The sequence below is a fragment of the Hymenobacter gummosus genome (genome assembly GCF_003970915.1).
Lineage (GTDB): Bacteria > Bacteroidota > Bacteroidia > Cytophagales > Hymenobacteraceae > Solirubrum > Solirubrum gummosum.
Map to the genome: position 1 here is coordinate 171,763 of NZ_RXOF01000010.1, position 26,159 is coordinate 197,921.

Consider the following 26,159-nt stretch of genomic DNA (forward strand, 5'->3'; position numbering starts at 1 on the left):
TAATTATTAACTCTTCATTCTTAATTCAAGCGAAGCGACATGGCTTACTCCGATAAAGTAATCGACCACTACAGCAACCCGCGCAACGTGGGCACGCTGGACAAGAGCAAGAAAAACGTGGGCACCGGCCTGGTCGGCGCCCCCGAGTGCGGCGACGTGATGCGCCTGCAGATCGAGGTGGACGAAGCCACCAACGTCATCACCGACGCCAAGTTCAAGACCTTCGGCTGCGGCTCGGCCATTGCCTCCTCCTCGCTGGCGACGGAGTGGCTGAAAGGCAAGTCCGTTGACGAGGCCCTGGCCATCGACAACATGGAGATTGTGGAAGAGCTGGCCCTGCCGCCCGTAAAAATCCACTGCTCGGTGCTGGCCGAAGACGCCATCAAGGCCGCCATCAACGACTACCGCGTCAAGAACGGCCTGCCCGAGCTGGAAGCCGCCAAGTCGCACCACTAATTGAATTGCTAAATGGCTGAATGGTTAAATGGTTGACTGTTCAACATCGGAACAACCAACCATTTAACCATTCGGCCATTTAACCATTTAGCAGATGGAAGTTTCCTCCGACGTGCACGTGGAGAGTGCGCGGCTGCAGCGGCAGATTGCTGAGCTGCTGGGTTTGCCCACCGACCAGCTGGTGTTTGATTTCCGCCAGATCGACGGGCAGACGCGGCTGGATCTGATTACCGTTAACCCGCGGCACCAGCAGAGTTTTCTGTTTCGCTACGAGTTGGGCTACGACAAGCTCGACGCCCTGCGCAAGATGCTGCAGTACGTGCAGACCTCGCGCGACGCGGAAGCCTCGTACACCATTCAGTGGCGGGCCCGCGGCGACAAGGAGCTGCAGACCTCCTACTTCCGCGCCCACAACGCCTACGAAGCCCTCGACAAGCTCTACTACGGCCGCGACCTGAACACCATCACCGTGTTCAGCGTGGTGCTGAATCCGTCTTCTTAGTTTTTTTAGGGTCTTGGGAGCTTGGGGTCTTGGTTAATACAACAAATCAAGCCCAAGACCCCAGGACCCTAAGACCCCAAGCCCCCAACCAACCATGATTACCGTTTCTGACAAGGCCAAAGAGAAAGTAGCTGCCCTGCGCGCCGACGCGGGCCTGTCCGACGCTTTCCGCCTGCGCGCCTCGGTGGCCGGCGGCGGCTGCTCGGGCCTGAGCTACAAGCTCGACTTCGACGACGAGGTGAAGCCCATGGACCAGGAGTTTGAGGACAAGGGCGTGCGCGTGGTGGTCGATATGAAGAGCTTCCTGTACCTGGCCGGTACCGAGCTGGACTTCTCCGACGGGCTCAACGGCAAGGGCTTCTTCTTCAACAACCCCAACGCTTCCCGCACCTGCGGCTGCGGCGAGAGTTTCTCGGTGTAACCCCTCCGCTCCTACTGAGCTTCGATACGCAACCCCTGCGGCCCCGGCTGCAGGGGTTTTTCGTTGTGCGAGCGGACGCGCTTGACAACGCAAGGTTCGGGCAACAACGGCCGGTTGGGCAGCCCAACGGTCGGTACGGGCAACATGGGCGGGGCCAGGGCCGACAATACGTAGCGCAGCGGGCACAATGCGCCGCGCACCCTGCCCCAAGCCGCGCCTACGGCCCACAACGCCCCGCCTAGCTCCCACAACGCGGGGCGCCCCGCCTGCACGGCAGCAGGTAGGCATCACCACGCGCCGCGTCTACCCCGCAACAACTTCCGCACCCGCCGCAACGCGCCGGCTGGCGCTGACGGTACGGGAACTGCGGCGCCCAATCCGACGGCTGCCCGCACCAATGGGCGGTTCGGGACGCCCAAAGCAACCCAGCAACGCCTTTTTTCTACCTTCACGGCCTTTCTCCCACCTGATGCTATTAGCAGTATGAAAAACGACCTGATTGAGGCCCGCCTGCGCCGCGACGAGGCCCTACTCTCTTTTCTCGGCTCCGAAAAAGCGGCCTACGCGGATATTGAGGCCGACGTGGCCCCCTTGCGCCAGCAGCTCAGCAACGCCCTGGCCAAGGCCCAGGACACGGCCCAGAACGTGCTGACGGCCGATAACGACGGCAGCTCTGCCCGCAAAAAAGGCCAGCGCAACCAGCTCACGCAGCTGCTACGCCGCCTCATCGTGGGCCTGCAGTCTATTGCCACCAGCACCAACGATGCCCGCCTGCTCGCGTTGGCGGGACAGGTGAGCCGCTTGCCGCGCCTGCCCGAAACGGCCTTTGTGGACGAGTCGCGCCGGCTGCTGAGCCTGGCCCCGGAGCGTAGCGAAGCCCTGGCCAAGCGCCGCTTCACGCCCGAGCACTATCGCGAAGCCGTGACCTTGACCGCGGAGCTACGCCGTAACATCAGCGAGGGCCGCCTGAACGACACCGAGGGCAGCACGGGTCGGCAAAGCCTGGAGCGCCTTGTCAAGCAGAATGCCCGCGCCATTGAGCAGCTGCGGACCTATTTCCGCATTTACGAGCTGGATGAGCCGGAGCTGTGGCAGCGGTTTGTGGCGGCGGCCAAGCCGGTGAAGCGCGGCGGCTCGGATGGCCCCGCAGCCGCCTAGGGGTGCGTTCTATCGGGTAGTAATGGCAAAAAGCCCCGTCCGACATACCGGGCGGGGCTTTTTGGTGCAAACGGCGGAGAGACAGGAAACGGAATCAGGGCGTGTATTTGACGAAGGAGCGCGTGGTGCGCTGGCTGCCGGCGCGCAGCTCCAGGGTATAACTCCCGTTGCGCAGCCGCCGCAAGTCGATGCGCTGGCCGGGCCCGAGGTGCCCCGACAGCACCAGGCGCTTGGCCGCGTCGCGGATGCAGTAGTCGCCGCTGGCGGGGCCGCAGCTCAGCCACTCGGCCGCGGGGTTGGGCGTCAGCTCCCAGTCGGCGGCGGGCAGGGGGAGCACCTCCGAGAAGCCGCCCGGGAAGCGCAGCCGGTAGTACACGGCCTCGGCGCCGGGGGCCGGGTCGAGGAAGCGGTAGCCGGGGCCGGCGGTGCGCACCGGCACCGTACCCACAGCCCGGAAGGCCACGCCGTCGGTGGAGCGCTCCACGTCGAAGCGCCCGGCGGCTTTGCCCACGGCATCCCAGGTCAACAGGGCGCCCTGCGGGGTGCGCCCCACCGCCCAGGTACTCAGGGCTACCGGCGCGGGGCTGGCTTCGGGAGCTGCGGCCGTGGGGGCCGCGCCTGCGGGCGGCCGAACGGTATGGAGGGCCACGGAGCGGGATGCCGGATGCTGCCCCCCGGCCCAGGCGGGAAGCAGCAGGGCCAGCAGCAAAAGGTGCCAGCCACCGGGCCGCTGTAGTAAGGACGGGGTTGTTTTCATGCGGAGTGGTGGTTGTGGGCGCGCCAGCGTTAACAGAATTAAGATACAATAAAATGATGATATATTCATATTAAATCACCTATTATAATCCAATAAAAAACAAGCGGCCCCTGCCGGTGGGCAGGGGCCGCTTGTGGTAGGGCTGCTCGGGCGAAGCGGCCTAGTTGGTCTTCACTACGGTGTGCACCGTGCGCTGGCGGCCCTGGCCTACTTCGAGGTAGTAGCTGCCGGCCGGCAGGCCGTGCAAATCCACCGTGGTGCGGCCCTGCACCTTGCCGTTGCGCAGGGGCTGGCCCATCAGGTTCAGCAGGCGCCACTGCACCGGCTCCTCCCCTGCCAGCACGAACAGCTCGTCCTGGGCCGGGTTGGGGTAAGTGCTGATGCTGAGCTTGTCGCCGCCCGCAATCAGTACGGCGTGCGAATCGGTGGTAGTGCCGTCGTGGTCGATCTGGCGCAGCCGGTAGAAGGCCGCCTTGGTCAGCGGGTCACGGTCGAGGAAGCTGTAGCTGGTAGCCCGGGTCGACTGGCCCTGGCCTTTTACCGAGCCAATGGTCAGGAAGGCCTTGCCATCGAGGCTGCGCTGTACTTCGAACCGGTCGTTGTTGATTTCCTGGGCAGTCGTCCAGTTCAGCACGGCCCCGGCGGCCGTACGCTTGCCCGTAAAGGCGCTCAGCTCCACGGGCAGCGGGTTCACGGCCAGGTTGCTGCTGGTAGTGGCCAGCACAAAGTCGCCCAGGGCCGTCAGGCCGGTGACGTTGATGGTGCCGGTGGGGGCGCCCGAGCCGGTGCCGCCCAGGTTTTCCCAGGTGCCGCCGCCAATGCTGCGGGCCAGACGCAGGGTAGCGCCGTCGGTTACCTGGTCGTCGGCGCCGTAGTTGAGGGTGATGGAGCCGGTGTTGAAGGTGGTACCCGGGGCCGACAGCGAGAACAGGCGCACGCCCGATACGCGCTGCAGCGTAGCGGCGAAGGGGCGGGCAGCGGCGTTGCCGCCTTCTACCTGCTGGGCCGTGTAGGTACCCGTAGCGGAGGTTTGCGTCAGCGAGAGGTTAATCGGACGGTAAACGCCCACCCCGTTGCGGAAAGCCCCGACGGGGAAAGCCAGCACTTTGGAGTTGGCTCCGCTGGCCGTGACGGTGAGCGGGCCGTTGACGAAGCTGGTGGCGCTGCCGCCGGTTACCAGCGAGCTGCCGTTGGAGCTGTTGCTCAGCGCAATGGTCAACGGGTTGCCGGTGGAGGTAGTCACCACGCCGCTGGTCAGGTTCAGCCCTTTAAACGTGAGCGGCTTGAGCAGCGTCACGCCGTTGGCGTTGTTTACCAGCAAGGTCACGGTGCTGGCGTTGATGGCAATGGAGCCGGCGCCCTGAATGGTCTGGGGCGTAGTGCCGTTCAGGGTCAGGTTGACGTCGGCGTTGGGCTGAATAGACAGGCCGCCGCCGTCCACCGTGATATTACCGCCAATGGCCACGCCGCCGGTAGCATTACCGGTGATGTTCAGGCTGACGCTGGACTGGTTGGTCGAAGCCAGAATCAAATCGTTGAGCACCGTCAGGCGGGAAGTACCGCCGTACACCAGGCCCGCGTTGGTGGGATAAGCGTACACCAGGTTGCCGTAGGTACGGCCCTCGAGGCTAGCCGGCACGGCGCCGCCCGTGAAGCGGTAGGTGCTGCCCGTCTGGAAGGTGGCGGGGCCGTAGGGGTCGGCGCCGGCTTCCTGCAGAAAGGACGAGCCGCTCTGGAATACGGCCACCCCGTTGGTCGAGCCGAAGGGCGCCGCGGTAGAAGGCACCCGGGCACCCACCACGGAAAGCGAGCCGCCCGACTGAAAAGTCAGGGAGTTGGCCGGAGCGGTGAAGCGGTGCAGGATGCGCGTGTTGCTGTTGCCGCCAGGGTTGGCGCCGTCGAATACCACGCCCCCGCCCACAGTGCCGGTGGCGCCGGTGTTCAGGTTGATGTTCAGGCTGTGCCCGTTGGAGTTACCGTTGGCCCCCGCCCCCAGCACGGTAAGGCTGGTGCCCGGGGCCACGACGAAGTCATCGACGTTGCCGGCGCCGGTACCGTCGCCGGTAATGGTGAAGGTGCGGGTTATTTCCTGGCTGTTGCCGGGAGCCGGCAGGTTCAGGGTGACGGCCGCCCCATTGGCGAGGGTCAGCCGGCGCATTGCATCGTCTATATCCAACGTTACGGCGGGCGTACCGCCGTTGAATACCAAAATGTCCGTGTTCAGGCGCGTGCCGCGGTTCGGGCTCCAGTTGGCTGCCGTACTCCAGTTAGCCCCGTTGCCGCCTACCCAGGTGTAGGTCGTCTGGGCCCAGCCGCTCAGCGGCGCCGCTACCAAAGCCAGCAGCGCCAATTTCTTCAAGCGGATAAAAGGGAGATGTTGGTATTGTTTTCTCATGCAATAGAATGTGTTGGAGGCGCGCAGAAGAGCTGCCGCGCAGCAAACGGCGACGCACGGCGAAGCAAATATACCTGTTAGAAGAATATTAACAGAAAACTATTTACAATTGTAATAATTCAAGTTTTTAACCTAGTGGAAAACGAAAGAGCAGCCCCGGCAACGGGACTGCTCTTTTCACGGAAAGACGCAGGCTGCTATTCCTTCACGAAGCGCTGCACCACGCGGCCTTTCGCGGCCGTGCGCACTTCCAGGTGGTAGCTGCCCGGCTTCAGCGCCGACACATCCACGCTGAACTGGCCGTCGAGGCTGCGGCCCTCCAGCATGGGCTGGCCCAGCAGGTTGAGCACGCGCCACTGCTGGCTGGCCACGGTGCGGACGTGCAAGGTCTGGCGGGCAGGGTTGGGGAAGAGCTGCAGCCCGGCGTTGCCGGCCTGCACCACCACTACCGGCGAATAGGCAGTGCTGCCATCGGTATCGACCTGCTTCAGGCGGTAGTAGGCGGTGCCGGCTACGGGCCGGGCGTCCACCCAGTGGTAAGTACGCCTGCTGGTGCTGGTGCCGGCGGCGGCCAGGGTGCCCAGAGCCGCAAACTCATGGCCGTCAGTGCTGCGCTGCACCTCGAAGTAGGCGCTGCTCTTTTCCTGGGCGGTAACCCACTGCAGCAGTACGCCCGCCTCCTGGCGCTGGGCCGTGAACGAGGTCAGCTCCACGGGCAGGGGGTTGAGGCCGGGCGTGGTAGCAGTGGTAGCCAGGGCGAAGTCGCCGAGGGCAGTGATGTTGGCCGTGATGGTGCCGGTGGCAAAGCCCGAGCTGGGGAAGCTGCCGGTGATGCCAACGGTGGTCAGTTCGGTGAAGGCAGTGTTGCCGTTGGCCGAGCTGCCCACGCGCAAGGTAGCTTGGTCGTTCACGCCGTCGTCGGTGCCGAAGCGGAGCGTGATGGTGCCGCTGGTGAAGGCCGCGCCGCCGGTTTCCTTGCTGAGGCGGAAGTAACGCACCGCCGACACGTTGGTGAGCGGAGCCGTAACGCCGCGGCTGGTGCCCGGCAGTTCTTGGATGCGGGCGGTGTAGCTGGTAACCGTGGCGGCATCCTGGGTCAGGGCCAGGGTAACGGGGCGGTAGAAGCCAAGCGTGCCACCTAGCGGGAAGTCGAGCGTAGCCGTGGTGTTAGCCGGCGTGGACAGCGTCAGGGCGTTGACGTAGCTATCGGCGTTGCCACCGGTGATGGAGCCCGTCACCACCAGACGGGTAGAAGCGCTAAACTCCAGGGCACCGCGGCTCAGAGTCACGTTGCCCACGGTCAGCACGTCGGTGAGGTTGATGGTTACGTTGCTGGTGCGGTCGAGCGTGAGGGAGGCCAGGGAGGCCGTGCCGTTGACAAAGTCCAGCGCCCCAATACTGCCACTGCCTGTGAAACGCAGGGAGCTGGTGGCAGCGCCGCGCAGTTGCCCCGTCCCTACCGTCACCGGCCCGTTGATGATCAGCGTCTGGCCGGAGAAGCCCAGCACTCCGTCGGTTAGGTTCAGGTTGTTTACCGTCAGGCTGCTGCCGAGGGTCAGCTCGTCGCCGCTGCCGCTGGGGTTCAGTGTGAGGGTGCCTAGGGTTTCGTTCGTGCCGAAGTAAATCGTACCGGGGTTGGTACCGCCCGACTTGGCTACATTGATGGTACCGTTGGTGGCATTGGTCAGCACACCTTCGCCTAAGAACAAGCCATTTCCAATTAGGGTAATGGTGTTGCTGTTCAGAGCCAGCGGACCGTCCAGCGTCAGGCCGCCACCGCTGGTGTTGCCCAGCGTGAGATTGGTGCCGGTGGCAGCCAGAGCCGCGCTAGCTGTACTATTGACGGTAAGACGGAACAGGTTAATATCGTTCCCGTTGCCAGTCAGCGTCTGGACGCCTGAGCTGGTCAGCTGCAGCGTATAGGCGTTGCTTGCGGTGCCGGGCGTCACGGTTCCCAACAGGGTGAAGTTGCCAGCGAGGTTGAGCGTGGTGAAGGTGGGCGTGCTGGAGCCAGCAAAACCGGCAAAGCCCGTCACGTTTTCCACAGTGAGGTTGCCGCGGACGGTAGTTGTGCCGGTGGGCAAGGTTTTGGTGCCGTTCGTCAGCTTAAGATTGCCGTAGCCCGCCGTCGGCGTTAGGGCCGGGGTTAGGGCGAAAGTGCCGCTCTGGGCGTAGTCGATGGTGCTGGTAGCATCTACCGAGCCCAGAGTGTAGGCAATGGTAGAGTTTTGCACCACCAGGGTGCTGCCCGCGCCCAAGTCGAGTGGGCCGGTAAAGTTGAAGGCAGCGGGGATGATAAATCCAGCGTTGGCGTCCAGCACTACCTTCGAGCCGTTGCCGGACACGGTCCAGGCGGCGCTGATGGTGCGGCCGGTACCGCTCACGCGGAACGTTTGCCCGTTGGTGGTGAAGTCAACCGGCGAGGTGCCCGAGCCGTCGGGGTTGGTCCCGAACGTTGCGGGGTCGTTCAGGGCGCCGGTGGCTTTGGCGTAGTACGTCGTGGGAACGATGTTGCAGTTGTTGGTCGACGAGGAGTTGCGCGGTGTGGGCGGCGTGACGGTCGTGAAATCAACGGCATTGTCGTTGCCGTTCACGCAATCATCGATGCGGCGAGCGGCGATGTTGTTGTCGAGGGAAGCGGTAGGTCCGCTGCCTTCAAAGCAGCTAGAAGAACCATAGCCGACCAGATCAAGTACGTCGGCGGTTGGACATGATACCGAGTAAGCCGTTGTTACCGACGACAGCAATACCTTGCCATTGGTGCCGCTCATCGTGGTAGTGCCAACTACATCGGGCGTGGGCAGGGCCGTGGTCCCACCGCTACCAGCCGCTTGCTGCACTAGGTAATAGCCATAGGCCGGAATCGTGCCGGTCAGCGGCGTGGATTGCCAACTGGTACCGGAGCTTGAACTGTACTGCACCGACCAGCCACTCACCGAAATAGCGGAGCCAGTGGTGTTGTGCAATTCAATAAAGTCGTTTCTGTACACCGAGCCGGAGTTGCCACCGCCGCCGTACACCTGGCTGATAACCACCTGGCCCGCCACCGGAGCCGTGAGCGTGGTAAAATTGGCCGTGCCGGGCGTCGTCGTCAGGTAGTTTTCAAAGCCGGCCGTAGCCGAAGTGTTGTAAGCGTAGACCTCGGCGGTGTAAGCCGTGTTGGGGGTCAGGCCGGTTACCGTGACGCTGGTAGCCGTGCCATTCAGCACCACGTAGTTGCCGGCGCCGGTGGTCGTGCCGGTGCCGCTGTTGCCGAAGGCCACGTTGGCCGTGTAAGCCGTTTGGTCGACGGGCGCTACGGCGCCGGTGCTGGTCTGCCGGATTACCAGCAGGCGGCTGGTACCGTCGCCGCCGGCTACGGTCAGCACGACGGAGCTGCCGCCGATGGTGCCGGTGCTGACCGTGGGCTGGGTGGTGGGCTCGGCTACCACGGTGCCGGTTACAGCCTTGGTTACGTCGGTAGCGCCGGTTGCTTGGTGGAGCAGGTTGCCGGCTACCGTGCCGCTACCGGCCCCGCTGAGGCGCACGTACACGGTGCTGCTGGCGGTGCCGCCCGTCTGAGGCACTGCCACCGTAGCGCCGAAACCGGAGCCGCTCGACAACGACACCTCATAGCCGGTGGGCGCCGTCACGGTAATGTCGGTGGTGAGGTTGCTGCCGCCAACGGTGTACGACTGTGCCGCCGAAGGCGTCCCGGCTAGGGTATTGAAGGCATTCAGCGCCGCGGGCGAAACGGTGATGGTAGGCGTGATGGAATTAACCGTACCCTCTACCGCTACGTTGCGCGTGGTGGCATTGGTGGAGGCATTGGTCACGTTGCCGCTGACTGCGCCCGTACCGGTGCCGCTAAGCCGCACGTAGATAGCGGTAGTGCTAATCGAGCCGCTGCTCGGCGTCAGCGTGACGCTGCTGCCGAAGCCGCTGGTGCTGCTGGTTGATACTTGAAAGTTCGTAGGCGCCGTCACGACCAAGTCGGCCGTCAGGTTGGACCCGCTCACGTTGTAGGTCGCCGTAGAAGTCGAGGGCGTACCGCTATTGGTGCTACCCACACTCAGCGGGCCGGCAGAGGAAACAGTAACGCTAGGAGTTGGCGTGCCGGCGGTGCCTCTTACGACAACATCATCAATGGTCCAAGTTTCACTAGCATTATCATTGAACAAGGTGATGCGGAAACGCAATTGCGTCGTGGTGGGAATTGCCGTCACGCTAACGGTGCTGTAGCCAGGAGCACTAGAGCCTCCGCCCCCGGTGAAAACCGTTACTGCACCAGTTCCATGTGCCCGGGTAGCCGTAGCGGTACCGGAGGTAAAGGACCACCGGCTATTTGAACCAGTAGCAGCGCCCCCCCGCACTCTAACCTGATCAACGTAACTAAATCCACCGTCGGTGCTTATTGCCAGAGTTACTAAGTCAGGCGAATCGGCACCGTTACCACTGGTTCCAGAAAAAGAAGCCAATCGAAAGTCAACTGACACGTCAGTGTAACCAGTCGTATTAATATCAGCATCTGAGGTAATGGTGGCCGTACCACCTGACACACTATATCCCCTGGCTCCTGAAACAAACAGTGGTGCATTCGGAGTTAAACCTCCTGTCCGAGTTTCAAATCCGCCACCAGTTAGGGCCACAACTGCAGTAGGCGTGGCCGGAGTAGCCTCAAAGTCTTGCACTGCAATAATCTGCCCCCACCCTACTAGCGGGGCGCAGAGCAACAACAGAGCCGTGAGCCACCTGGCCATATTTCCGGGGCGGGTGTGGGCGTGAGTTAAGCTTCGAGTCATGCAAACAGGCTGAAGGGGGTGAGTTGGAGCGAACTAAGATACAAAGGTGCGTCTCATCAATAGTAATTCCGGCGGTTTGGATATTACAGTATTGTTACGGGCGCGGCGGCGGCCCACAAATAAAAGGCCCCTACCGACGCGGCAGGGGCCTTTTGCTGAGGCAGTTAATCTAGCTTACTGCTTGTTGAGCTTGCGGGTAGTCTGGCCGTACTTGGTAGCCAGCTTCACCAGGTACTGCCCGGCGGGCAGGCGGCTGGTATCAAAGGAGCCATCGGCGGCCAGGCGGCCGCTGAGCACCACGCGGCCCAGCATATCCGTCACCTGCACCTCGGCAGCCGGGGCGGCCCCGGCCAGGCGTACGTACAGGGTCCGCTCCACCGGGTTGGGGTACACGGTCAGCCCGTCGAGGATGCTGGCCGCGCGGGCCGCGGTGCTGGTCGTCACCGTGAAGACGTTCGGGCTGCTAGCCGTGCCGCCGGGCGTCGTTACCGAAATGGTGCCGGTGGTAGCGCCCGTGGGCACCGTCACGGTGATGGACGTAGCCGATACCACCGTGAAGCTTGGGGCATTTACCCCGTTGAAGGCCACGGCGGTGGCGCCCGTCAGGTTGGTGCCCGTAATCGTCACCAGGGAGCCAATGGCACCCGTGGAGGGCGAAATGGCGGTAATCGTCGGAGCCGGTGTGGGCACCGTTACCGTGAACGAGCCGGTGCTGGTAGCCGTGCCGCCCGGGGTCGTTACGGCGATGGTGCCGGTGGTGGCGCCCGTGGGCACGGTGGCCGAAATCGTGGTGGCGTTGGTCACGCTAAAGGTGGTAGCCGCCGTGCCGTTGAACGATACAGCGGTGGCGCCGGTGAAGTTCGTGCCCGTGATGGTCACGACAGTCCCAACCGGGCCACTGGTCGGCGTAAAGCTGGCCACCGTTGGGGCCGGCGTGGGCGTCGTCACGGTAAACGAGCTGGTGCTGGTGGCAGTGCCGCTCGGCGTGGTCACCGAGATGGTGCCGGTCGTCGCACCCGTCGGCACGGTAGCCGTGATGGACGTGGCCGAGCTAACGGTGAAGGTGGTAGCCGCCGTGCCGTTGAAGCTCACGGCGGTAGCGCCGGTGAAGTTCGTGCCGGTGATGGTTACCACCGTGCCCACCGGGCCGCTGGCAGGCGTGAAGCTGGCAATGGTCGGCGCCGGCGTGGGCACCGTTACCGTGAACGAGCCGGTGCTGGTAGCCGTGCCGCCCGGGGTCGTTACGGCGATGGTGCCAGTGGTAGCGCCCGTCGGCACGGTGGCGGTAAGGGTCGTGGCGTTGGTGACGCTAAACGTCGTAGCCGCGGTGCCATTGAACGACACCCCGGTGGCGCCGGTGAAGTTCGTGCCCGTGATGGTCACGACAGTCCCGACCGGGCCGCTGGTCGGCGTGAAGCTGGCAATGGTCGGGGCCGGCGTGGTTACGGTGAAAGTCGCCGTAGCCGTGCCGCCGCCGGGGGCCGGGTTGGTTACGGTTACGTTGTAAGTGCCCGCCGTGGCAATGGCCGAGGCCGGTACCGCCGCCGTCAGCTGCGTGGCCGAGACAACAGTGGTGGTCAGAGCCGTGCCGTTGAAGCTTACCACCGAGCCGCTGCCGAAGCCCGTTCCGTTTACCGTCAGGGTAAAGGCGGCGCCACCGGCTACGGCCGTGCTGGGCGCGAGGCTGCTGATGGTCGGCGCCGGGTTGGGCGTCGTCACCGTAAATGTGCCGTTGCTGGTATCCGTACCGCCGGGCGTGGTCACCGAGATGGTACCGGTAGTAGCGCCCGTCGGCACGGTAGCCGAAATGGACGTGGCCGAGTTGACGGTGAAGGTGGTAGCGGCGGTGCCGTTGAACGATACGCCGGTAGCGCCGGTGAAATTGATACCGGTGATGGTGACGACGGTACCAACCGGGCCGCTGGTCGGGTTAAAGCTGGAAATAACGGGCGCCGGCGTGGGTACGGTCACCGTGAACGAGCCGGTGCTGGTGGCAGTACCGCCGGGCGTGGTCACGGCAATAGTGCCGCTGGTAGCGCCCGAGGGCACCGTAGCCGAAATCGTGGTGGCGTTGGTGACGCTAAACGTCGTAGCCGCGGTGCCGTTGAACGACACCCCGGTGGCGCCGGTGAAGTTCGTGCCCGTGATGGTCACCACCGTGCCCACCGGGCCGCTGGTCGGCGTGAAGCTGGTCACCGTCGGGGCCGGGGTAGCGGAAGTTACGGTGAAGGTCTGCGGGGCCGAGTTGCCGCCGCCGGGAGCCGGGTTAGTTACGGTTACGTTGTAGCTGCCTGCCGTGGCAATGGCCGAAGCCGGCACGGCGGCCGTCAATTCCGCCACCGAAACGAAGGTGGTGGTCAGGGCCGTGCCATTGAAATTCACCACCGAAGCGGGCATGAAGTTGCTGCCCGTCAGCCTCAGGGTAAATCCGGCGCCCCCGGCCGTAGCCGTATTGGGCGAAATAGCCGTCAGTACCGGCACCGGGTTGGGCTGCGTTACCGTGTAGTTCAGGCTCGACGTGACCGTGCCCCCCGGCGTGGTTACCGTTATTGGCCCGTTGGTAGTGCCCGTAGGCACCGTGACCGTAATCTGAGTGGCCGAGTTGACGGTGAAAGTCGTAGCCGCCGTGCCGTTAAAGCTCACGGCGGTGGCGCCGGTGAAGTTCGTGCCCGTTATCGTCACCACCGTGCCGATGGGGCCGCTGCTGGGCGTGAAGCTGGCAATGGTGGGCGCTTGGGTGGTAGCATTGGCGGGCGCCAAAGCCACGCCGCGCAGCACGGTGTTAGTAGCGGAGGTAGCCAGCAGGCTCAAACTACCGGCCGGGTCGACGGCCCCGTTGTAGCCCGTCACGTCGACCCCGGTGTACAGGGCCGTGTTGCCGGTGGCAAACAGCGTCACGGTGTTGCCGCTGCTCTGCGCTGCCAGTCCCCGCACGCTGGTCGGCGCCAGAATCACCCCGTTGGCGGTCCAGGTGCCGTTTACCAACGAATACTTGGCAATACCGCCGCCGGCGGCGGTGCGGTCGTCGGCTACGTAGGCCACATCCGGGCCCGGTACGGAGGCGTCGATATCAACCAGGGCGAAACCGTAAGGCGAGGCCGAAGTACCCGAGCTGGGAATAACCAGCGTGGCCGTTTGCCCGGCGGTAGTGGGCAGGCCGGTACCCACGGCATTCACCCCAATGTTGCTTCCCGAAGCGGAAGTAACGTACAGCTGCCCCCCGTAAATGCCTACTACCCGCACGTTGCTGGGCGTGGCGCTGATTTGGGTGGAGGTGCTGGCACCCAAAGTGGCGTAGCGGGTGCCGGCGCTGCTGGTGGGGGTTCCATTGCCGGCCAGCCAGAAGCGCGTCCCGTCATCGGTAACGGCGCCGCGGGCGTTGCTGGTCAGGTAAGCGTCCGTCAGGCCGGTGGAGGTGTCCACGTTGCCGTTCGCATCGATGCGGGCCACCACCCGGGCAGCGGCCGACCCGACCACCGAAGCCGTGCCGGGCGCCGCGTCGTAGCCCAGCAGGGTCACGTAGCGCTGGTCAGCCGACAGTGCCAGCATCCCTTCCGAAGTGGCGTTGGCCGTTAGCGTAAACTGCTTCTGGGTACCACTAACCGTCGTGGGCAGGACCACGGACTGCACCAGCAAGCCGTTGCGCGTGTATTCGTCCACAAAAACGGCGGCGGCCGTTCCGGAAGGCACGGCCGCGGAGCCGTCCCCGACGCGCACCACCAGAATGTTGCCGGAGGTGAAGGGCGCCGCGGCCGCCGTGAGCGAGCTAGCAGCCAGAAGTGCTGCGCACAACCAGCTCGGCCTGCGCCACTGGCGCGCCGTCCTGATAACAGCTGTTAGGGGGGTAAAAGTAGGTTTCACGGGCATTTGAGCGGGAAAAGGTGGAGAACAGAAATTCGGTGCAAGCTAAGCTCCCGAGCGGTTTGATCCGGGCATGATACTCGTTTTAGTCTGGTCGCGTTGCTGCTGCATCCATAAAAAAAGCTCCCCGGCCGGGCCGGGGAGCTTTTCTAGGATCAGCAAGCAGTGGGTTACTGCTTCACAATCTTGTGATTGGTCTTGCCGCTGGCGCTGGTCACCGTTACGATGTAGTTGCCGGCTTTCAGGTTGCTTACGTCGAAGGCGCCATCAGACGACAGCTTGCCGCTCAGCACGGTGCGGCCCATCAGGTCCGTTACCACCACTGCTGCGTCGGTGTCGCCGTTGGAGATGTGCACGTTCAGCTTATCTACTGCGGGGTTCGGGTACACCGTCACGGCTACTTCGCCTTTGCCCGTGTTGTTCACAGCGGCCATCGTCGAGTACACTACTTTGCCGTCGAGGTCAATCTGCTTGAGGCGGTAGTAAGCGGTGCCTACCACCGGACGACCATCTTCGAAGCTGTAGCGCTGGGCCACAGTGGTGTTGCCTTTGCCGGCGCGGAAGCCCAGGGTGGTGAAGTTCTCACCATCGGTGCTGCGCTGCACTTCAAAGCCGCGGTTGTTCTTCTCCTGAGCGGTAGCCCAGTCCACCAGCACCCGGCCGTTGTTGAGCTTGGCCGTGAGCGAAATCAGCTCGACGGGCAGCGGCGTTTGGGCCTGGTTGTTCGGCACTTTGTAGTTCTCGGCGTTCAGCAGCTGGTCGTCGTTGAACTCGAAGGAGAAGAAGTAGTAGTCCAGGTTCGGGTTCAGGTTGCCTACCGAGAAGGACGTAGCAGCGCCGCTGAACACTACATAGGTGTTAGTGCTAGCCTCGATAGCCGTACCGGTACCGAACTGGTACACCCCACCGACCGTGGTACCCGGGTTGAAGTTCTGCTTGTCGCGCGGGAAGAGCGAGGGCGGCAGCTGCAGGTAGGTCGACGAAGCAATAACCAGACGGTTCTGGCCGTAGTTACCGGCGCTGAAATCGTAGGTGATGGTGGCCGTGGTGCTGCCGGTCGGACGCACGATAACGGCGTTGGCCTGGGCAATCGGCTCGGTGGCAATGGCAAAGCCTTGGGCCCGGCCGCTACCGTTGTTGAGCAGGAAGTCCGCGCCGCCGTTCAGCGCGGCGTTGTTGAAGGTCAGTTCCTGGGCCGAGGCCCCTACGCGAGTCGGAGCATAAACCACCTGCAGGTCCACCGTACGGTTGCCTTCGGAGTTGTTCTGCAGCGTGTCCGAGTAAGCGTAATCCGGGGCGAATGCCGGCGAATTAGCAATCGGCGGGGTGGAGCCGGGGTAAGTAGCCGTCGGCGAGTACGTGTGAGCGTCCAGCTTGAAGGCAAACTGCGGTACGGCGTTCGGGTTACGCTGCGGGTCTTCCGCATCGCGCGGGAAACGCACTTGCAGCGGGCCAGTCAGCAGGAAGGTTTCCAGTCGCACGGTCACCGGAGCCGAGGCAGTGTTCTTCACCACAGCATCGCCGAAGAAGCCCAGAGCGCGGCTCAGGCGGATGGTCGGCTCGCTGATACCCGTAACGGATACGTCACGGTCGGGAGCGGGTGCGCTGCTGGCGCGGATGATAGCATTAATCGTCAGGGCATTGGAACCCGGCACGAAGCGTACGTACACGGGACGTTGCGTTACGTTGCCTTGGGCATCGGGCGAGAACGAGACGGTGCTGGAGAAGTTGACGTTGTCGGACGATACCTGGAAGTAGCCAGCGTTGGGACCAGCCGGCGAAATCACCAGCGGCTGCAGCAGGTTGGTTCCAGAAATCAGGAACGACTGCGAAACCGATACCGTGGAAGGACGGGTAGCAAAGGTGAACGAATTGTTCGTGGGGTTGGTGATGGAGATATCCGATACCCCGCCGCTCGACTGCGCCGTTACCGTCACCGTCTGCGAAGCTACGTTCGGGTTGGTCAGGCTGATGCTGCCACTGAACTGCCCGCTGGCCAGCGGCGACACCAGACGCACTTCAATGGTAGTAGGCTGCACTACGCCATTAACAGAGGGCACCGTCAGCGCCCCGGAGGTGAAAGCCGTACCAGCGGAAGCGTTGCGCACCTGAATGTTGGCGTTGGAGGGCGTAAGAGTGATGGGCGCCGAGCCCAGGCCCGTGCCGCTCAGCTCGAAGAACTGCGAGCCGGCCGAACCGCTCTGCGTGGCCGCCCCAAAGTTGATGGTGTTCGGATTAGCCGTGATACCGGCCGTAGCGGGCGAAGTGCCCGTGCCGCTTACGCGCACGTTGCGGGTAAGGCCAGGCGAGGTAACCTGCACGAAGCGGTTACCGGTTGCACCAGCTGTGGTAGGGGAAAAGCGCACATCAACCTGCACGTTGTTGAGCGAACCGTTGGTCGGCGTGAGGCTGATAGCCGACGAGGTGAAGGGGTTGCTGCCAATACGCACCTGAAAGTCAACGGGCGGCGTAATCGTCACCGAGTTAGCCAGGTTGGAGCCATTGACGGTGAAAGACTGCGGCGAACTAGCCAAGCCCACCTGTACCGAGCCGAAATCAGGCAGGATAGTCGGGTTTACAGTCAAAGTCGGCTGCGGAGCCGAGTTGCCGGTCAAGTTCAGCAGTTGCGAAACTTGGTCGGTGGTAGAGCTTACGGTGAACACACCGGTAGCCGTGCCAGTCGAAGCGGCCGAGTAACGCACGAAGATAAATGCTCCGTCATTCCCGTTGATTTGCCCGTTTGCGTCGACGGTCAACTCAATCGAGTTGGAGAAGGGACCAGAACCGCTGGGCCCAATTTGGAATGCCCCCACACCGCTGGTGGTGGTGACCACATCCACAGTAGAGCCGGGCGTCAAAAACTCGCCGGTTACCTGAACAATCTGTGAGGTAGAGTTACCACCTGGCGAGGTGGTAAAGTTCAGGGTGCTGCCAGCAGTTGGCACCAACGTAATCGTCTGAGCCTGGCTAACCAGCGCGAAGCTCAACAGGGTGAAAATCATCGCGCAGAGACGCTGCCAAGCAGGGCGTCGTAAGGCGACTTTGTAAGCGTTTTTCATATGAAAAAGCGAGGAATGGTTACAGGAGAAAGGGATTCAGGCTTCGACTTAGCCTGTTCGGCTTGACGCCTTTGGGGCACATTACGCAAAAAGCTAGCGGTTGGATGATTGATTCCTTCTTTTATTCTTGCATTTTTTATATGCTACATCGGTCTTTTTGAAGGGCAAACGCGAAGGCGCCCGTTAGCACATTTCATGCCACACAAAGGTGCGAAGGTATTTGCCATAAAAAAACTTGTTTTTTTGTCGCTTTTGTGGGGTACGTGTGCACCGCATAGCTGGCAGAGGCACTGCAAGTATTAAATTTCCGCTATTATTTGACAGTTCAGACAAATAAAAGCAAGAATGTTACAACCTGCATCAGCCAATCTTCTTGTTATTGTTATTTTCTGGGAAGAGGCAGGTTAAAAACTGGCAGAATGCAGGCACCAGAAGCCGTATTAGGGCCCTTGCCTGCCCGATTCCGGCAGCTATACGGTACCACTTTGATTAGGTTATAAAATAAAATAACCGCGGGCGCTCCTCTCCAGGAGTGCCCGCGGTTGTGCCGAATCAGACCCAGAATCAACGCCAGTCTGGCAGGGCGGCATTCTGAAAAAGCCGCACGCGGTTGTTGCCGTCGGCAGCATCCATTACCCAGACCTCGGGCGGCGAGATGTTGTCGTTCACCGCGTTAGTGAAAATAATTTTGGAGCCGTCGGGAGAGAAGCGCGGATTCAGGTCGTTGGTACCCGCCGGCTTGCGGCTCGACAAATCCACCAGGCCCGAGCCATCGGGGCGCTGCACGAAGATGTGGGCATTTAGCTGCCGGCCGGTGGGGTCGTCGATGCCTGACAAGTCGCGAGTGTAAACGATCTGCCGCCCGTCGGTGCTGAAGCCGGGCGAGTCGAGGCGGCCCGGTAGGTTGCCCACCACCGGAGCCAGCCCGGTCCCGTCGGGGTTGAGCAGGTAGATTTCGGCGTCGAACACGTTGGCCCCGATGGTCTGGATAATGATTTTGTTGCTCAGCGCCGACCACTCCAGCTCGCGGAAGTGGCGCCCGGCCGGGGCCGTAGCCAGCAGCTGCAGCCCGCTCCCGTCGCGGTTGATGCGGTAAAGCTGGTCGTAGCGGGCGTAGATGAACTGCGAGCCGTCGGGCGACCAGCGGAAAGCCAGCCCGTTGTTGGAGTAGCCCTCCACCGGAATGATCGTCACGCGGCGCACGTCGGAGCCGTCGCGGGCCATGGTGTAAATGTGGTACTGGCCGGTGGCGTTGCTGGTGTAGGCTACCCGGTCGCGGATGGGGCTGAGCTGGGGCGCGGTTTCCACGAAGGCCGACGTCGTTAGGCGCAGCATGGTACCGCCCGCCAGCCCGTCGGCGGCGAAGATATCGGTGTTGCCGCCGGTTTCGCGGGTGAACAGGTAGCGCAGCTCCGGGAAAGGCTTGGTGCGGAAGGTCCAGACGTCGCCGCGGGTAGTCTCCCCCGCTTTGTCGCGCACGGTCACCTGCCAGTAATACGTCGTGTTGTATTTGAGGTCATTGATGACCACGCTGGTGTCGCGCGCGTTGCTGAGCGGCTGCTGGCGCACCGAGGAGTTGCTTTCGTACAGCACCACGTCGTAGCGCAGCGAGTCGCCGTGGTCGGGGTCGGAGCCGCGCCAGCGCAGGGTCAGGCTGGGGTTCTGCTCCACGGCCCCCGCGGCGGGCTGAGGCTGGCCGGGCACGTTGGGGCGCTGGTTGCCGGTGGATTTCTCCAGCCGCACCTCCACGCCGGTGGCCGGCCCCTCGGCAACCTGCACGTTCAGGGTTTCGGTTTTGTAGTCGGCCTTGCGCACCGACAACGCGTAGGGACCCACGGCCAGGTTGGGCAGGGTGAAGCGGCCCTCGGCGTCGGAAGTAAACGAGGTGGTGGCCGGGTTGGTGGTAATGACGGCGTTGGGCAGCACCGCATTGGTGCGGCTGTCGCGCACGACGCCCGACAGCGCGCCGTAGCGGGTTGGCTCAACGGTATTTTCTTCGCAGGCGGTCAGCACCAGGCCAAGCGCCCACAGCAGCAGCCAGAGGGCGCGCCGGGTCAGATTCGCAATCATGTGGTGGAGGAATGCTGGTAAGAAAAGCCGGCCCTGGGCAGCCGTGGCGGGCCGCCCTCAGCCGGTAAGAATAATCAGGGGGCAGCGGGCAGCAGCAGGGAGTCGGCGGCCAGCAGGGTGCCGCGCTCATCCAGCACGCGCAGCCGCACGCGGCAGGCATCGTGGGGGCCCAGGTTCAGCGTCGTGCGCGAGAGGACCACGTCCTGGCCCGGCTCGGCCACGAAGCGGCCCGACTGGGCGTTGCTGGCCGAGCCGCTGCGGCCTTGTTTCTCGGTGCGCAGCTCGTAGGCCCAGCGGGCGGCCCCGGCGGCGGCGTTGCGGCAGTGGCCGGTCACGGTCAGGTTGTCGCCGTGGCGCTGCAGCTCCAGCCGCGCCTGGCAGGCGGGTTGGTCGGCGCGCAGCAGGGCGGCAGCGGTTAGCAAGGCGGAAAAAAAGGAGGTGTACATAGCGGGGAGGTGGGAATAGGTGTGCGTCGGCCCAAAACCAGCTTTCGGGCGCCGTGCGGGCGCCCGAAAGCTGGTCGTCAGGGAATCACCCGGCCCTGCTCGATGGTGAGCCGGATGCCGTTGCCCTGCATCCGGACTTCGTAGCCCGGGGCCGGGGCGGCGCTGGTTTCGCGCTGGTTCAGCTCGTTGCGGCTGCCCTGCTGCTCGATTACATAGCGGCGGTTGTCCTGGCTCAGCTCCTGCTGCACCTCGTTCTGGTTGCCGGTTTGCCGAATCACCGACTCGATGCCGGTGCCGCTCAGCTGGCTGTCCACGCTATTGCCGTGGCCCCGCTGCTCCACGTCGGTGCGGTTGGCGGCGCCGTACTGGCTGATGGCGGCCACGTTGGCGGCCCCGGCCTGCACGATCTGCACCAGGTTGCCGTGGGCGGCGGCTCCAGTGTAGCGCTGTTGCACGCTGGCTTCGTTTTGCTCGCCCGTTTGCAGCAGCACGCTGGTATTGGGGCCGTCCAGGGGCTGGCTGCTGAGGGGCAGGCGCTCGGTGCCCAGCCGCTCGGCCAGTTGCTGCTCGCCCGAAATGCCTTCCCGCTCGGCGTTCTGGCTATGGGCTGCCAGCGGCGCAAAGCCGAGCAGGCTCGTTGCCGCCCAAAGGAGCACGTGTTTCATTGCGACGAACTTGAAAAGGTGAAAAGTGGCCCGACGACGCCCGCCCCAACGGGGCGGAGCCGCCCGGCTTGTCAACCCTGAAACCCTGCCCCGGGGGCGGCAGGCCGGTCCGGGGCAGGGTTTACGGCAGCGGATGCGCTGCTGCAGGGGTTAAGGATGGTCCTGGTGCACGTTGGCGGTGTTGCCGTTGCCGTACTGCTCAATCACGCTGTTCTGGCCGCTGGCGCCCTGCCATACTTTGGCGCTGTTGTCGTTGCCCACCTGGGTTTGCATGGCGCGGTGGTCGTTGCCGTCCTGGTCCACGGAGGCGGTGTTGCGGAAGCCGGCAGTGTACTGGGTGGCGCGGTTGTCGTTGCCTTCCTGATCAATCTGCTGCCGGTTGTCGTCGTTGATGATGGTCTGGGTAGCGCGGTTGCGGTTGCCCGTCTGCTCCACCAGGGCCACGTTGTCGTCCGAGCCGAAGATGCCGATGGTCTGGGCCGAGCGGTTGTCGCTGCCGGCCTGCAGGGCGCGGGATACGTTCCGGTCCCCGATCTGGTCCTGCTCGGCGCGGTTGCGGTTGCCCACCTGCTGAATGCGGGCCAGGTTCAGGCTGTTACCTTCCGACACGCGGCGCTGGCTCTGGCGGGCGTAGTTGTCGTTGCCGCCTTCCTGAATCACGATGGCCTCGTCGCCTACGGCCTGCAGCTGCTCCTGAATCGAGGTGCTGCGGGCGCCAATCTGCCGGGCCGAAGCTTTGTTCAGGGAGCCCGTCTGGTACTGCGTAGCCGTGTTGTCACCGTCGAGGGGGGTGCCGTCGCCCTGCACGATGGTGGCCTGGTTCAGGTTGCCCATCTGCGTCTGGGTGGCGCGGTTCCGGTCGCCCATCTGCCGGGCCGTGGCTTCGTTGCCGCCGATCAGGCCCTGGGTCTGGGTGATGCGGTTGTCGTCGCCCATCTGGGTGCCGGTGGCTTTGTTGGAGAGGCCCGTCTGCGTCTGCTCGGAGCGGTTGCCGTCACCGGTTGAGGTGATGCGGGCGTCGTGGTACAGGCCGCTTTGCGTCTGGGTCGAGCGGTTGTCGTCGCCGCTCTGGGTGCTGCGGGCCTCGTTGTAGCGGCCGGTCTGGGTCTGCGTGGTCCGGTTGTCGTCGCCGGTCTGGCTGCTACGGCTCAGGTTGTAGCGGCCGTCCTGGGTTTGGGTGAGGCGGTTGCCGTCGCCGGCCTGGGTGCCGTGGGCCTCGTTTTCCCGGCCCGTCTGGGTTACGTTGGCATCGTTGCCGTCACCACTTTGATTAAGGGTGCTGGTGTTATTTTGGGCATGGGCGAAGCCCGCGGCCAGCATGGCTGCCAGCACGAAAGTAATACGTTTCATCGGTCGCGTTGGGGTTAGAGGGGAAATGAGAAGAGGTTCCCTCCGGAGGAACAGTACAAATATATATTGGAATAGCTACAAAACAAGCGTTAACAATAAAAAAAGTAAAATATATTTCATTTATAATCCTATCAACGAGCCTTCAACGCTGTACCATTCTGATATCATGCATCTTAGCCGGAGCTACAGCCCCGACTCAGGCCCCCTTACACGCCCTGAAACCGCTGCACAACGCGGCCTTGATAAAACTTTACCGGGCGCAGCTCCTTCGCTTGGCCTGATTTGCCGCTCCCAATAGCACTATACCGGCTTATAATGATTTTGCCCGCCCGGCCTCGAATACGAAGCCAGGCGGGCAGCGGGTAGTCTAGTAGTGAGCAGGCTCAGGGCTTGGGCCGGGCCACCGTCAAAGGCTGCCGGCGGCCCAGGTACCAGACCACGCTCAGCCGGCCGGCCCAGTAAAAGTCATTGTACTTGCCCTGCACCATGCGGTCGAGGCGGTCGGTGAGGTAATAGTGGTTGTCGACGCTGAACTGCAGGCCCAGGCGGTCGGTGGGCAGCAGCTCCACCCCTACCCCGCCCACCACGTGCGGCAACACTTCGGCGCTGCCCCCCGCGGTGCGGCTGCGCGAGGTTACGCCCCCGCCGGCCAGCAAAAAGGGCGTCAGGCGCTCCTTGGGGAAAAAACGCAGGTGGCCCGCCAGCTCGGCGTAATTGAACGTTTCGCGGTAAAAGTCGCCGGCGGCCAGGGTGCTGCGGCCCAGGTTCACGGCGGCGGCCAGGCGGCCGTTGCCCCCGTAGCGCAGGGTCAGCTCGGCGCCGGGCCGCACCTGCGGGTTCTTGTAGTCGCCGGCGTAGCGCAGGGCCGCCGCGCTCAGCCCGATGCCGAAGTTGCTGCGACGGTCTTTCAGGGAGCGGCCCAGCACGTCGACGGTGGCGTTGTCGTTTTTCTCAGCCAGGTAGTCGTGCACGGCCTGCCCGTCGAGGTTGGCCGCCGCCCGGGGCGCCCACAGCCCCTCCAGCATGCCTTCGATAACCAGCGCCTGCACCGATTTCTCAATGGCTTCCTTCACGGCCATTTCCGTCGGCTCATTATAAGTAAAGCCGGTTTCGGTTTCGAGCAGGCGCTTGAAGTTCACGAAGCGGAACAAGCTGGCGTCGACCTGCTGCGAGAGGATGGTTTTGGTGGTGTACACCGTCTTCAGAATCTGCCCGTTGCTGGTGCTAATGGCCCGCAGATACACCGTCACGCGGTCTTGGCGGTACTGGCCCGAGGCCCCGGCCCCGAAGTAACGCAGCCCCGCCCCGCCGGTAAGCATGTTGGCGTCGTAGGAAATGATGCCGCCCTCCAGAATGACGCCCGCGAAGAGCAAGGGCGGCAGGGCGGGCTCCTTCTGCCCCGACTGCTCCGAAAACTCGGCCCGGCTGCTGCGGATGATTTTCCGCTCGTTGAGCAGGTTGCCGAGGTTTTCGCGCTCAATGGGCTCAAACCAGCGCGACTCCTCCAAGGCCCGCAGCAGAATGCTGGTAGCGCCCTGGGTAATAGCCGTGGAGAAGCTGGAGCCGTTGGCCGTGGGCTTGTACTGCCCGGTCTGGTCCCGGAATTTGTACACGGCCACCACGATGCGCTCCTGCGGCTCGGGCAGGCCGCGCAAGTCCTGGTTGGCGCGCACTTCGGCCCCGAGGCGGGCCCGCTCGGTGGCGAAGGGCTGGTGGAAATACGGCGCGCAGCCGGCCGCTGCGCTCAGCAGCAGCCCGGCCAGCACCCGGGTGGAACGGGCGAGAATACGCATGACGGGCAAGGACTAAGGCCGCGGCCCCGGGTCGTGGCGGACCCGGGGCCGCGGCCGGGGCGACTAGAGGAACGGAACGGTAATCGTGGTCTGGTTGCCGGTGCCCGTGTCGGTAATCTGCACGGCCATGCCGCTGCCGGTGGGCGTCACGTTCACCTGGTACGAGCCGATGGTGTAGGTGCCCTCCTTGACGCCGCCCTCCCCGAACTTCGAGGTAACAAGCTGGCGCGACAATTGCCCCAGAATCTGCTGGTTGAGGCTCTGCTCAAACTCCTTGAGCGGGTCGCGCTGCAGGCTGTTGCTCCCGGTCTTGTCTTCGATGGTGTTCTGGGCCTGGGCCGAGCTGAGCAGCCAGGAGTAGTTGAAGGTGTTGCCGCCGCCGAAGGAGGGGTTTTTCGGCTCGTACACGAAATCCTGGGCGGCGGCGTGCTGCCGGCTGCCCAGCAGCAGAATCCCCAGCAGCAGGGCCAGGCGCAGCCATAAGGTAGTAGTGGACATGGGAATGGTGGGTTGGAGGTGGAACAAGGGCCTCAGAAAAGGCCCGAGCCCGACTGGTCGGCGCCGTCGAGCTGGTTTTTCACGGTTTGGGAGCGAATCAGAAAGTCCTGGGCCACGGCTACGGCCTCCTGGGCGGCGGCCTCCACCACGTCGAATTTGGGCTGCAGGGGCATTTCCAGCAGCTCCGTATCGTTGACTTCCAGGGTCACGAGCGTAGCGGTACCGCGGGCAGGCCGCTCGCGCAGGGTCACGGTAAAGTCGGTGGCGCCGGCCGGGGCCTCCCAGTGGGTGTAGAACACGTCATAGAAGTCGTGCCCGACCTTGGTAATGGTCTGGTCCACAATCAGGCCCTCGATTTCGGTGGGGCGGAACTTGCGGTTCTGCACCGAATCGGCCCGCAGGAGCTTGCGCAGGGCTTCTTCCAGCTGCTTGGGCGTGATGGACGGCTCCTTGCCGGGCGCGGCTTCGTACTTCCTGGCCGTCGGGCCCGGTTTGCTGCCCGCCGCGGGCGGCGTAGCTCTGCCGGGCGCAGCGGCCGGCTTCGGCGCCGCCGGGGCTGTTCTGGGGATTGGCTTAAGAACCGCGCCAGCAGCTTTTTTGGGCGTCTGAGCGGCTGCCGGCAGGTACAGAGTAGCCAACAGGAAACTGCCGAGCGCAATCATCCAGGGCCGCCACCACAGCACAGGCGGTGGTGGCGGAGCAGTACGTACTGTCCGTCGCATAGTAGTGGAGAAGGAGACGCGGCCCGCAAGTGGCGCTGACGAAGCCGCTTAAATGAAAGAATCAGGCAACCGGGCCGGGGTCTGATCAGCTACCCCAACCCTGATATCAATCAAATGTAATTAATTACAAGTATTATACAATGATTACCGCAAAGAATATTATTTAAATTTTTATTAATATAACTATTCAAACTACATAACAGAATTTACCAGCTCAAGCATTGCTATTGTGGCTGCAACGCCAAACCAAGCCGGCGGCCCGCTTTGCAGCAGGCCGCCGGCTTTGCTTATTGGCTTACAACAAGCTTACTCCCAAAGTGGATAGTGCTCCAGGTTTACTTCCTGCCCGAAAAACAACCGGGTGCTGTCGGCAAAGGAAGGGGTGAAGTCGGACACGTAGAAGTGATGCTGAGGCGGGCGGCTGGCCGGGGGCGCGGCCAGCCCCTGCTGCTCCAGCAACTGCTGCAGGGCTTCGGCTACGGTATCGGAGGGGTCGAGCACATCGACGTGGCCCTGGTAGTACTCGGCAATCTGTTCCCGGATCAGCGGGTAGTGCGTGCAGGCCAGCACCAGCGCCTCGATGCCGGTCAGGGCCGCGTCCGAGAGGTAGGTGTCGATAACGCTCTGGCTGACGGCCCCGCGCACGAAGCCCTCCTCAATCATGGGTGCCAGCAGAGGCGTGGCCAGGGCGTGCAGGCGAATGTCGCGGTCCAGCGCGTCGAGCTTTTTGCGGTACACGTTGGAGCCCACCGTCTGCTTGGTTCCGATAAGCCCGACTTCGCGCCCGGCGTACTGCGCCCCGACGTGCCGCACGATGGGGTCGATAACGTTGAGCACGCGGGCCTTGGAGCCCACGTACTCGCGCACCAGCTCGTAGGCGGCCGCCGAGGCCGAGTTGCAGGCAATTAGAATGACTTTGCAGTGCTGGCGCAGCAGCAAGTCACAGATTTTGACCGAGTAAGCCTGAATGGCGGCCGTGCTTTTGTCGCCGTAGGGCAGGTGGGCGGTGTCGCCGAAGTACACGAGCCGCTCGTGGGGCAGCAGCTGGTTGACGGCGCGGGCGACGGTGAGGCCACCGATGCCGCTGTCGAAGACGCCGATGGGGCGGGCGTCGGTGGCCGGGAGTGCGGGTACGGACATGGCGCCGAAGGTACGGCGCAGAGAAAAATAAAGGCGCCGGCGGGCTGGGTTCGACGTCCCCGCTCCCGCCGGCGCCGCCGGGCGC

General features: G+C 63.5%; 17 protein-coding genes. 4 read left to right on the forward strand and 13 right to left on the reverse strand.

Features of this window, described 5'->3' with window-relative positions; all coding sequences use genetic code 11:
- Window positions 1–39 precede the first annotated feature (39 nt).
- From iscU to EJV47_RS17360, 4 genes are all read left to right on the forward strand, one after another.
- A complete protein-coding gene (gene iscU / locus EJV47_RS17345) occupies window positions 40–456 on the forward strand; it encodes a Fe-S cluster assembly scaffold IscU (protein ID WP_126694435.1) in 417 nt (138 codons plus the stop codon).
- 94 nt (window positions 457–550) lie between these two features.
- On the forward strand, window positions 551–958 hold the full coding sequence (locus EJV47_RS17350; RefSeq protein ID WP_126694436.1) for a hypothetical protein: 408 nt from the start codon (window positions 551–553) through the stop codon (window positions 956–958).
- Window positions 959–1,052: 94 nt separating this feature from the next.
- Window positions 1,053–1,379 (forward strand): HesB/IscA family protein, encoded by a 327-nt coding sequence (locus tag EJV47_RS17355; RefSeq protein ID WP_126694437.1) that lies wholly within the window; start codon window positions 1,053–1,055, stop codon window positions 1,377–1,379.
- Between the two features lie 483 nt (window positions 1,380–1,862).
- Window positions 1,863–2,537 carry a hypothetical protein gene (locus tag EJV47_RS17360; protein ID WP_126694438.1) on the forward strand — a complete coding sequence of 225 codons (675 nt, stop codon included), beginning with the start codon at window positions 1,863–1,865 and terminating at the stop codon, window positions 2,535–2,537.
- A 94-nt stretch (window positions 2,538–2,631) separates the two neighbouring features.
- On the opposite strand, the gene EJV47_RS17365 is transcribed toward EJV47_RS17360, so the two are convergent.
- The 13 genes from EJV47_RS17365 to murI form a co-directional block, all read right to left on the reverse strand.
- Window positions 2,632–3,294, reverse strand: coding sequence for a hypothetical protein (locus tag EJV47_RS17365; RefSeq protein ID WP_126694439.1), 663 nt, complete (start codon window positions 3,292–3,294; stop codon window positions 2,632–2,634).
- Between the two features lie 160 nt (window positions 3,295–3,454).
- Window positions 3,455–5,653, reverse strand: a complete 2,199-nt coding sequence (locus EJV47_RS17370; RefSeq protein WP_165903805.1) for a T9SS type A sorting domain-containing protein — start codon at window positions 5,651–5,653, stop codon at window positions 3,455–3,457.
- Window positions 5,654–5,886: 233 nt separating this feature from the next.
- The gene (locus EJV47_RS17375) at window positions 5,887–9,738 is read right to left on the reverse strand and encodes a lamin tail domain-containing protein (protein ID WP_207895922.1); all 3,852 of its coding nucleotides are present in this window, start codon (window positions 9,736–9,738) and stop codon (window positions 5,887–5,889) included.
- 906 nt (window positions 9,739–10,644) lie between these two features.
- Window positions 10,645–14,262: an IPT/TIG domain-containing protein gene (locus EJV47_RS17380; protein WP_126694442.1), complete on the reverse strand. Its 3,618-nt coding sequence runs from the start codon at window positions 14,260–14,262 to the stop codon at window positions 10,645–10,647.
- Window positions 14,263–14,501: 239 nt separating this feature from the next.
- Window positions 14,502–17,087 carry a T9SS type A sorting domain-containing protein gene (locus EJV47_RS17385; RefSeq protein ID WP_165903806.1) on the reverse strand — a complete coding sequence of 862 codons (2,586 nt, stop codon included), beginning with the start codon at window positions 17,085–17,087 and terminating at the stop codon, window positions 14,502–14,504.
- 867 nt (window positions 17,088–17,954) lie between these two features.
- The gene (locus tag EJV47_RS17390) at window positions 17,955–19,460 is read right to left on the reverse strand and encodes a carboxypeptidase regulatory-like domain-containing protein (RefSeq protein ID WP_126694444.1); all 1,506 of its coding nucleotides are present in this window, start codon (window positions 19,458–19,460) and stop codon (window positions 17,955–17,957) included.
- A gap of 74 nt (window positions 19,461–19,534) precedes the next feature.
- Window positions 19,535–19,906 carry a curli-like amyloid fiber formation chaperone CsgH gene (csgH, locus tag EJV47_RS17395; protein ID WP_126694445.1) on the reverse strand — a complete coding sequence of 124 codons (372 nt, stop codon included), beginning with the start codon at window positions 19,904–19,906 and terminating at the stop codon, window positions 19,535–19,537.
- A gap of 77 nt (window positions 19,907–19,983) precedes the next feature.
- Complete coding sequence (locus EJV47_RS17400) at window positions 19,984–20,571, reverse strand: hypothetical protein (protein ID WP_126694446.1); 588 nt, start codon at window positions 20,569–20,571, stop codon at window positions 19,984–19,986.
- A 150-nt stretch (window positions 20,572–20,721) separates the two neighbouring features.
- A complete protein-coding gene (locus EJV47_RS17405; protein WP_126694447.1) occupies window positions 20,722–21,921 on the reverse strand; it encodes a hypothetical protein in 1,200 nt (399 codons plus the stop codon).
- A 383-nt stretch (window positions 21,922–22,304) separates the two neighbouring features.
- The gene (locus tag EJV47_RS17410; RefSeq protein WP_126694448.1) at window positions 22,305–23,714 is read right to left on the reverse strand and encodes a CsgG/HfaB family protein; all 1,410 of its coding nucleotides are present in this window, start codon (window positions 23,712–23,714) and stop codon (window positions 22,305–22,307) included.
- A gap of 63 nt (window positions 23,715–23,777) precedes the next feature.
- The gene (locus EJV47_RS17415; RefSeq protein ID WP_126694449.1) at window positions 23,778–24,212 is read right to left on the reverse strand and encodes a curli production assembly/transport component CsgF; all 435 of its coding nucleotides are present in this window, start codon (window positions 24,210–24,212) and stop codon (window positions 23,778–23,780) included.
- 32 nt (window positions 24,213–24,244) lie between these two features.
- A complete protein-coding gene (locus EJV47_RS17420) occupies window positions 24,245–24,850 on the reverse strand; it encodes a CsgE family curli-type amyloid fiber assembly protein (protein WP_165903807.1) in 606 nt (201 codons plus the stop codon).
- 390 nt (window positions 24,851–25,240) lie between these two features.
- The gene (gene murI, locus EJV47_RS17425; RefSeq protein ID WP_126694451.1) at window positions 25,241–26,074 is read right to left on the reverse strand and encodes a glutamate racemase; all 834 of its coding nucleotides are present in this window, start codon (window positions 26,072–26,074) and stop codon (window positions 25,241–25,243) included.
- Window positions 26,075–26,159: the final 85 nt, after the last annotated feature.

Excerpts from the sequence above, each read along its gene's own strand:
- EJV47_RS17355 (WP_126694437.1), top strand. The coding sequence starts at position 1,053 with ATGATTACCGTTTCTGACAAGGCCAAAGAGAAAGTAGCTGCCCTGCGC.
- EJV47_RS17365 (WP_126694439.1), bottom strand. The coding sequence starts at position 3,294 with ATGAAAACAACCCCGTCCTTACTACAGCGGCCCGGTGGCTGGCACCTT.
- EJV47_RS17400 (WP_126694446.1), bottom strand. The coding sequence starts at position 20,571 with ATGAAACACGTGCTCCTTTGGGCGGCAACGAGCCTGCTCGGCTTTGCG.
- EJV47_RS17405 (WP_126694447.1), bottom strand. The coding sequence starts at position 21,921 with ATGAAACGTATTACTTTCGTGCTGGCAGCCATGCTGGCCGCGGGCTTC.
- EJV47_RS17410 (WP_126694448.1), bottom strand. The coding sequence starts at position 23,714 with ATGCGTATTCTCGCCCGTTCCACCCGGGTGCTGGCCGGGCTGCTGCTG.
- EJV47_RS17415 (WP_126694449.1), bottom strand. The coding sequence starts at position 24,212 with ATGTCCACTACTACCTTATGGCTGCGCCTGGCCCTGCTGCTGGGGATT.
- murI (WP_126694451.1), bottom strand. The coding sequence starts at position 26,074 with ATGTCCGTACCCGCACTCCCGGCCACCGACGCCCGCCCCATCGGCGTC.
- EJV47_RS17390 (WP_126694444.1), bottom strand. The coding sequence starts at position 19,460 with ATGATTGCGAATCTGACCCGGCGCGCCCTCTGGCTGCTGCTGTGGGCG.
- EJV47_RS17350 (WP_126694436.1), top strand. The coding sequence starts at position 551 with ATGGAAGTTTCCTCCGACGTGCACGTGGAGAGTGCGCGGCTGCAGCGG.
- csgH (WP_126694445.1), bottom strand. The coding sequence starts at position 19,906 with ATGTACACCTCCTTTTTTTCCGCCTTGCTAACCGCTGCCGCCCTGCTG.
- iscU (WP_126694435.1), top strand. The coding sequence starts at position 40 with ATGGCTTACTCCGATAAAGTAATCGACCACTACAGCAACCCGCGCAAC.
- EJV47_RS17360 (WP_126694438.1), top strand. The coding sequence starts at position 1,863 with ATGAAAAACGACCTGATTGAGGCCCGCCTGCGCCGCGACGAGGCCCTA.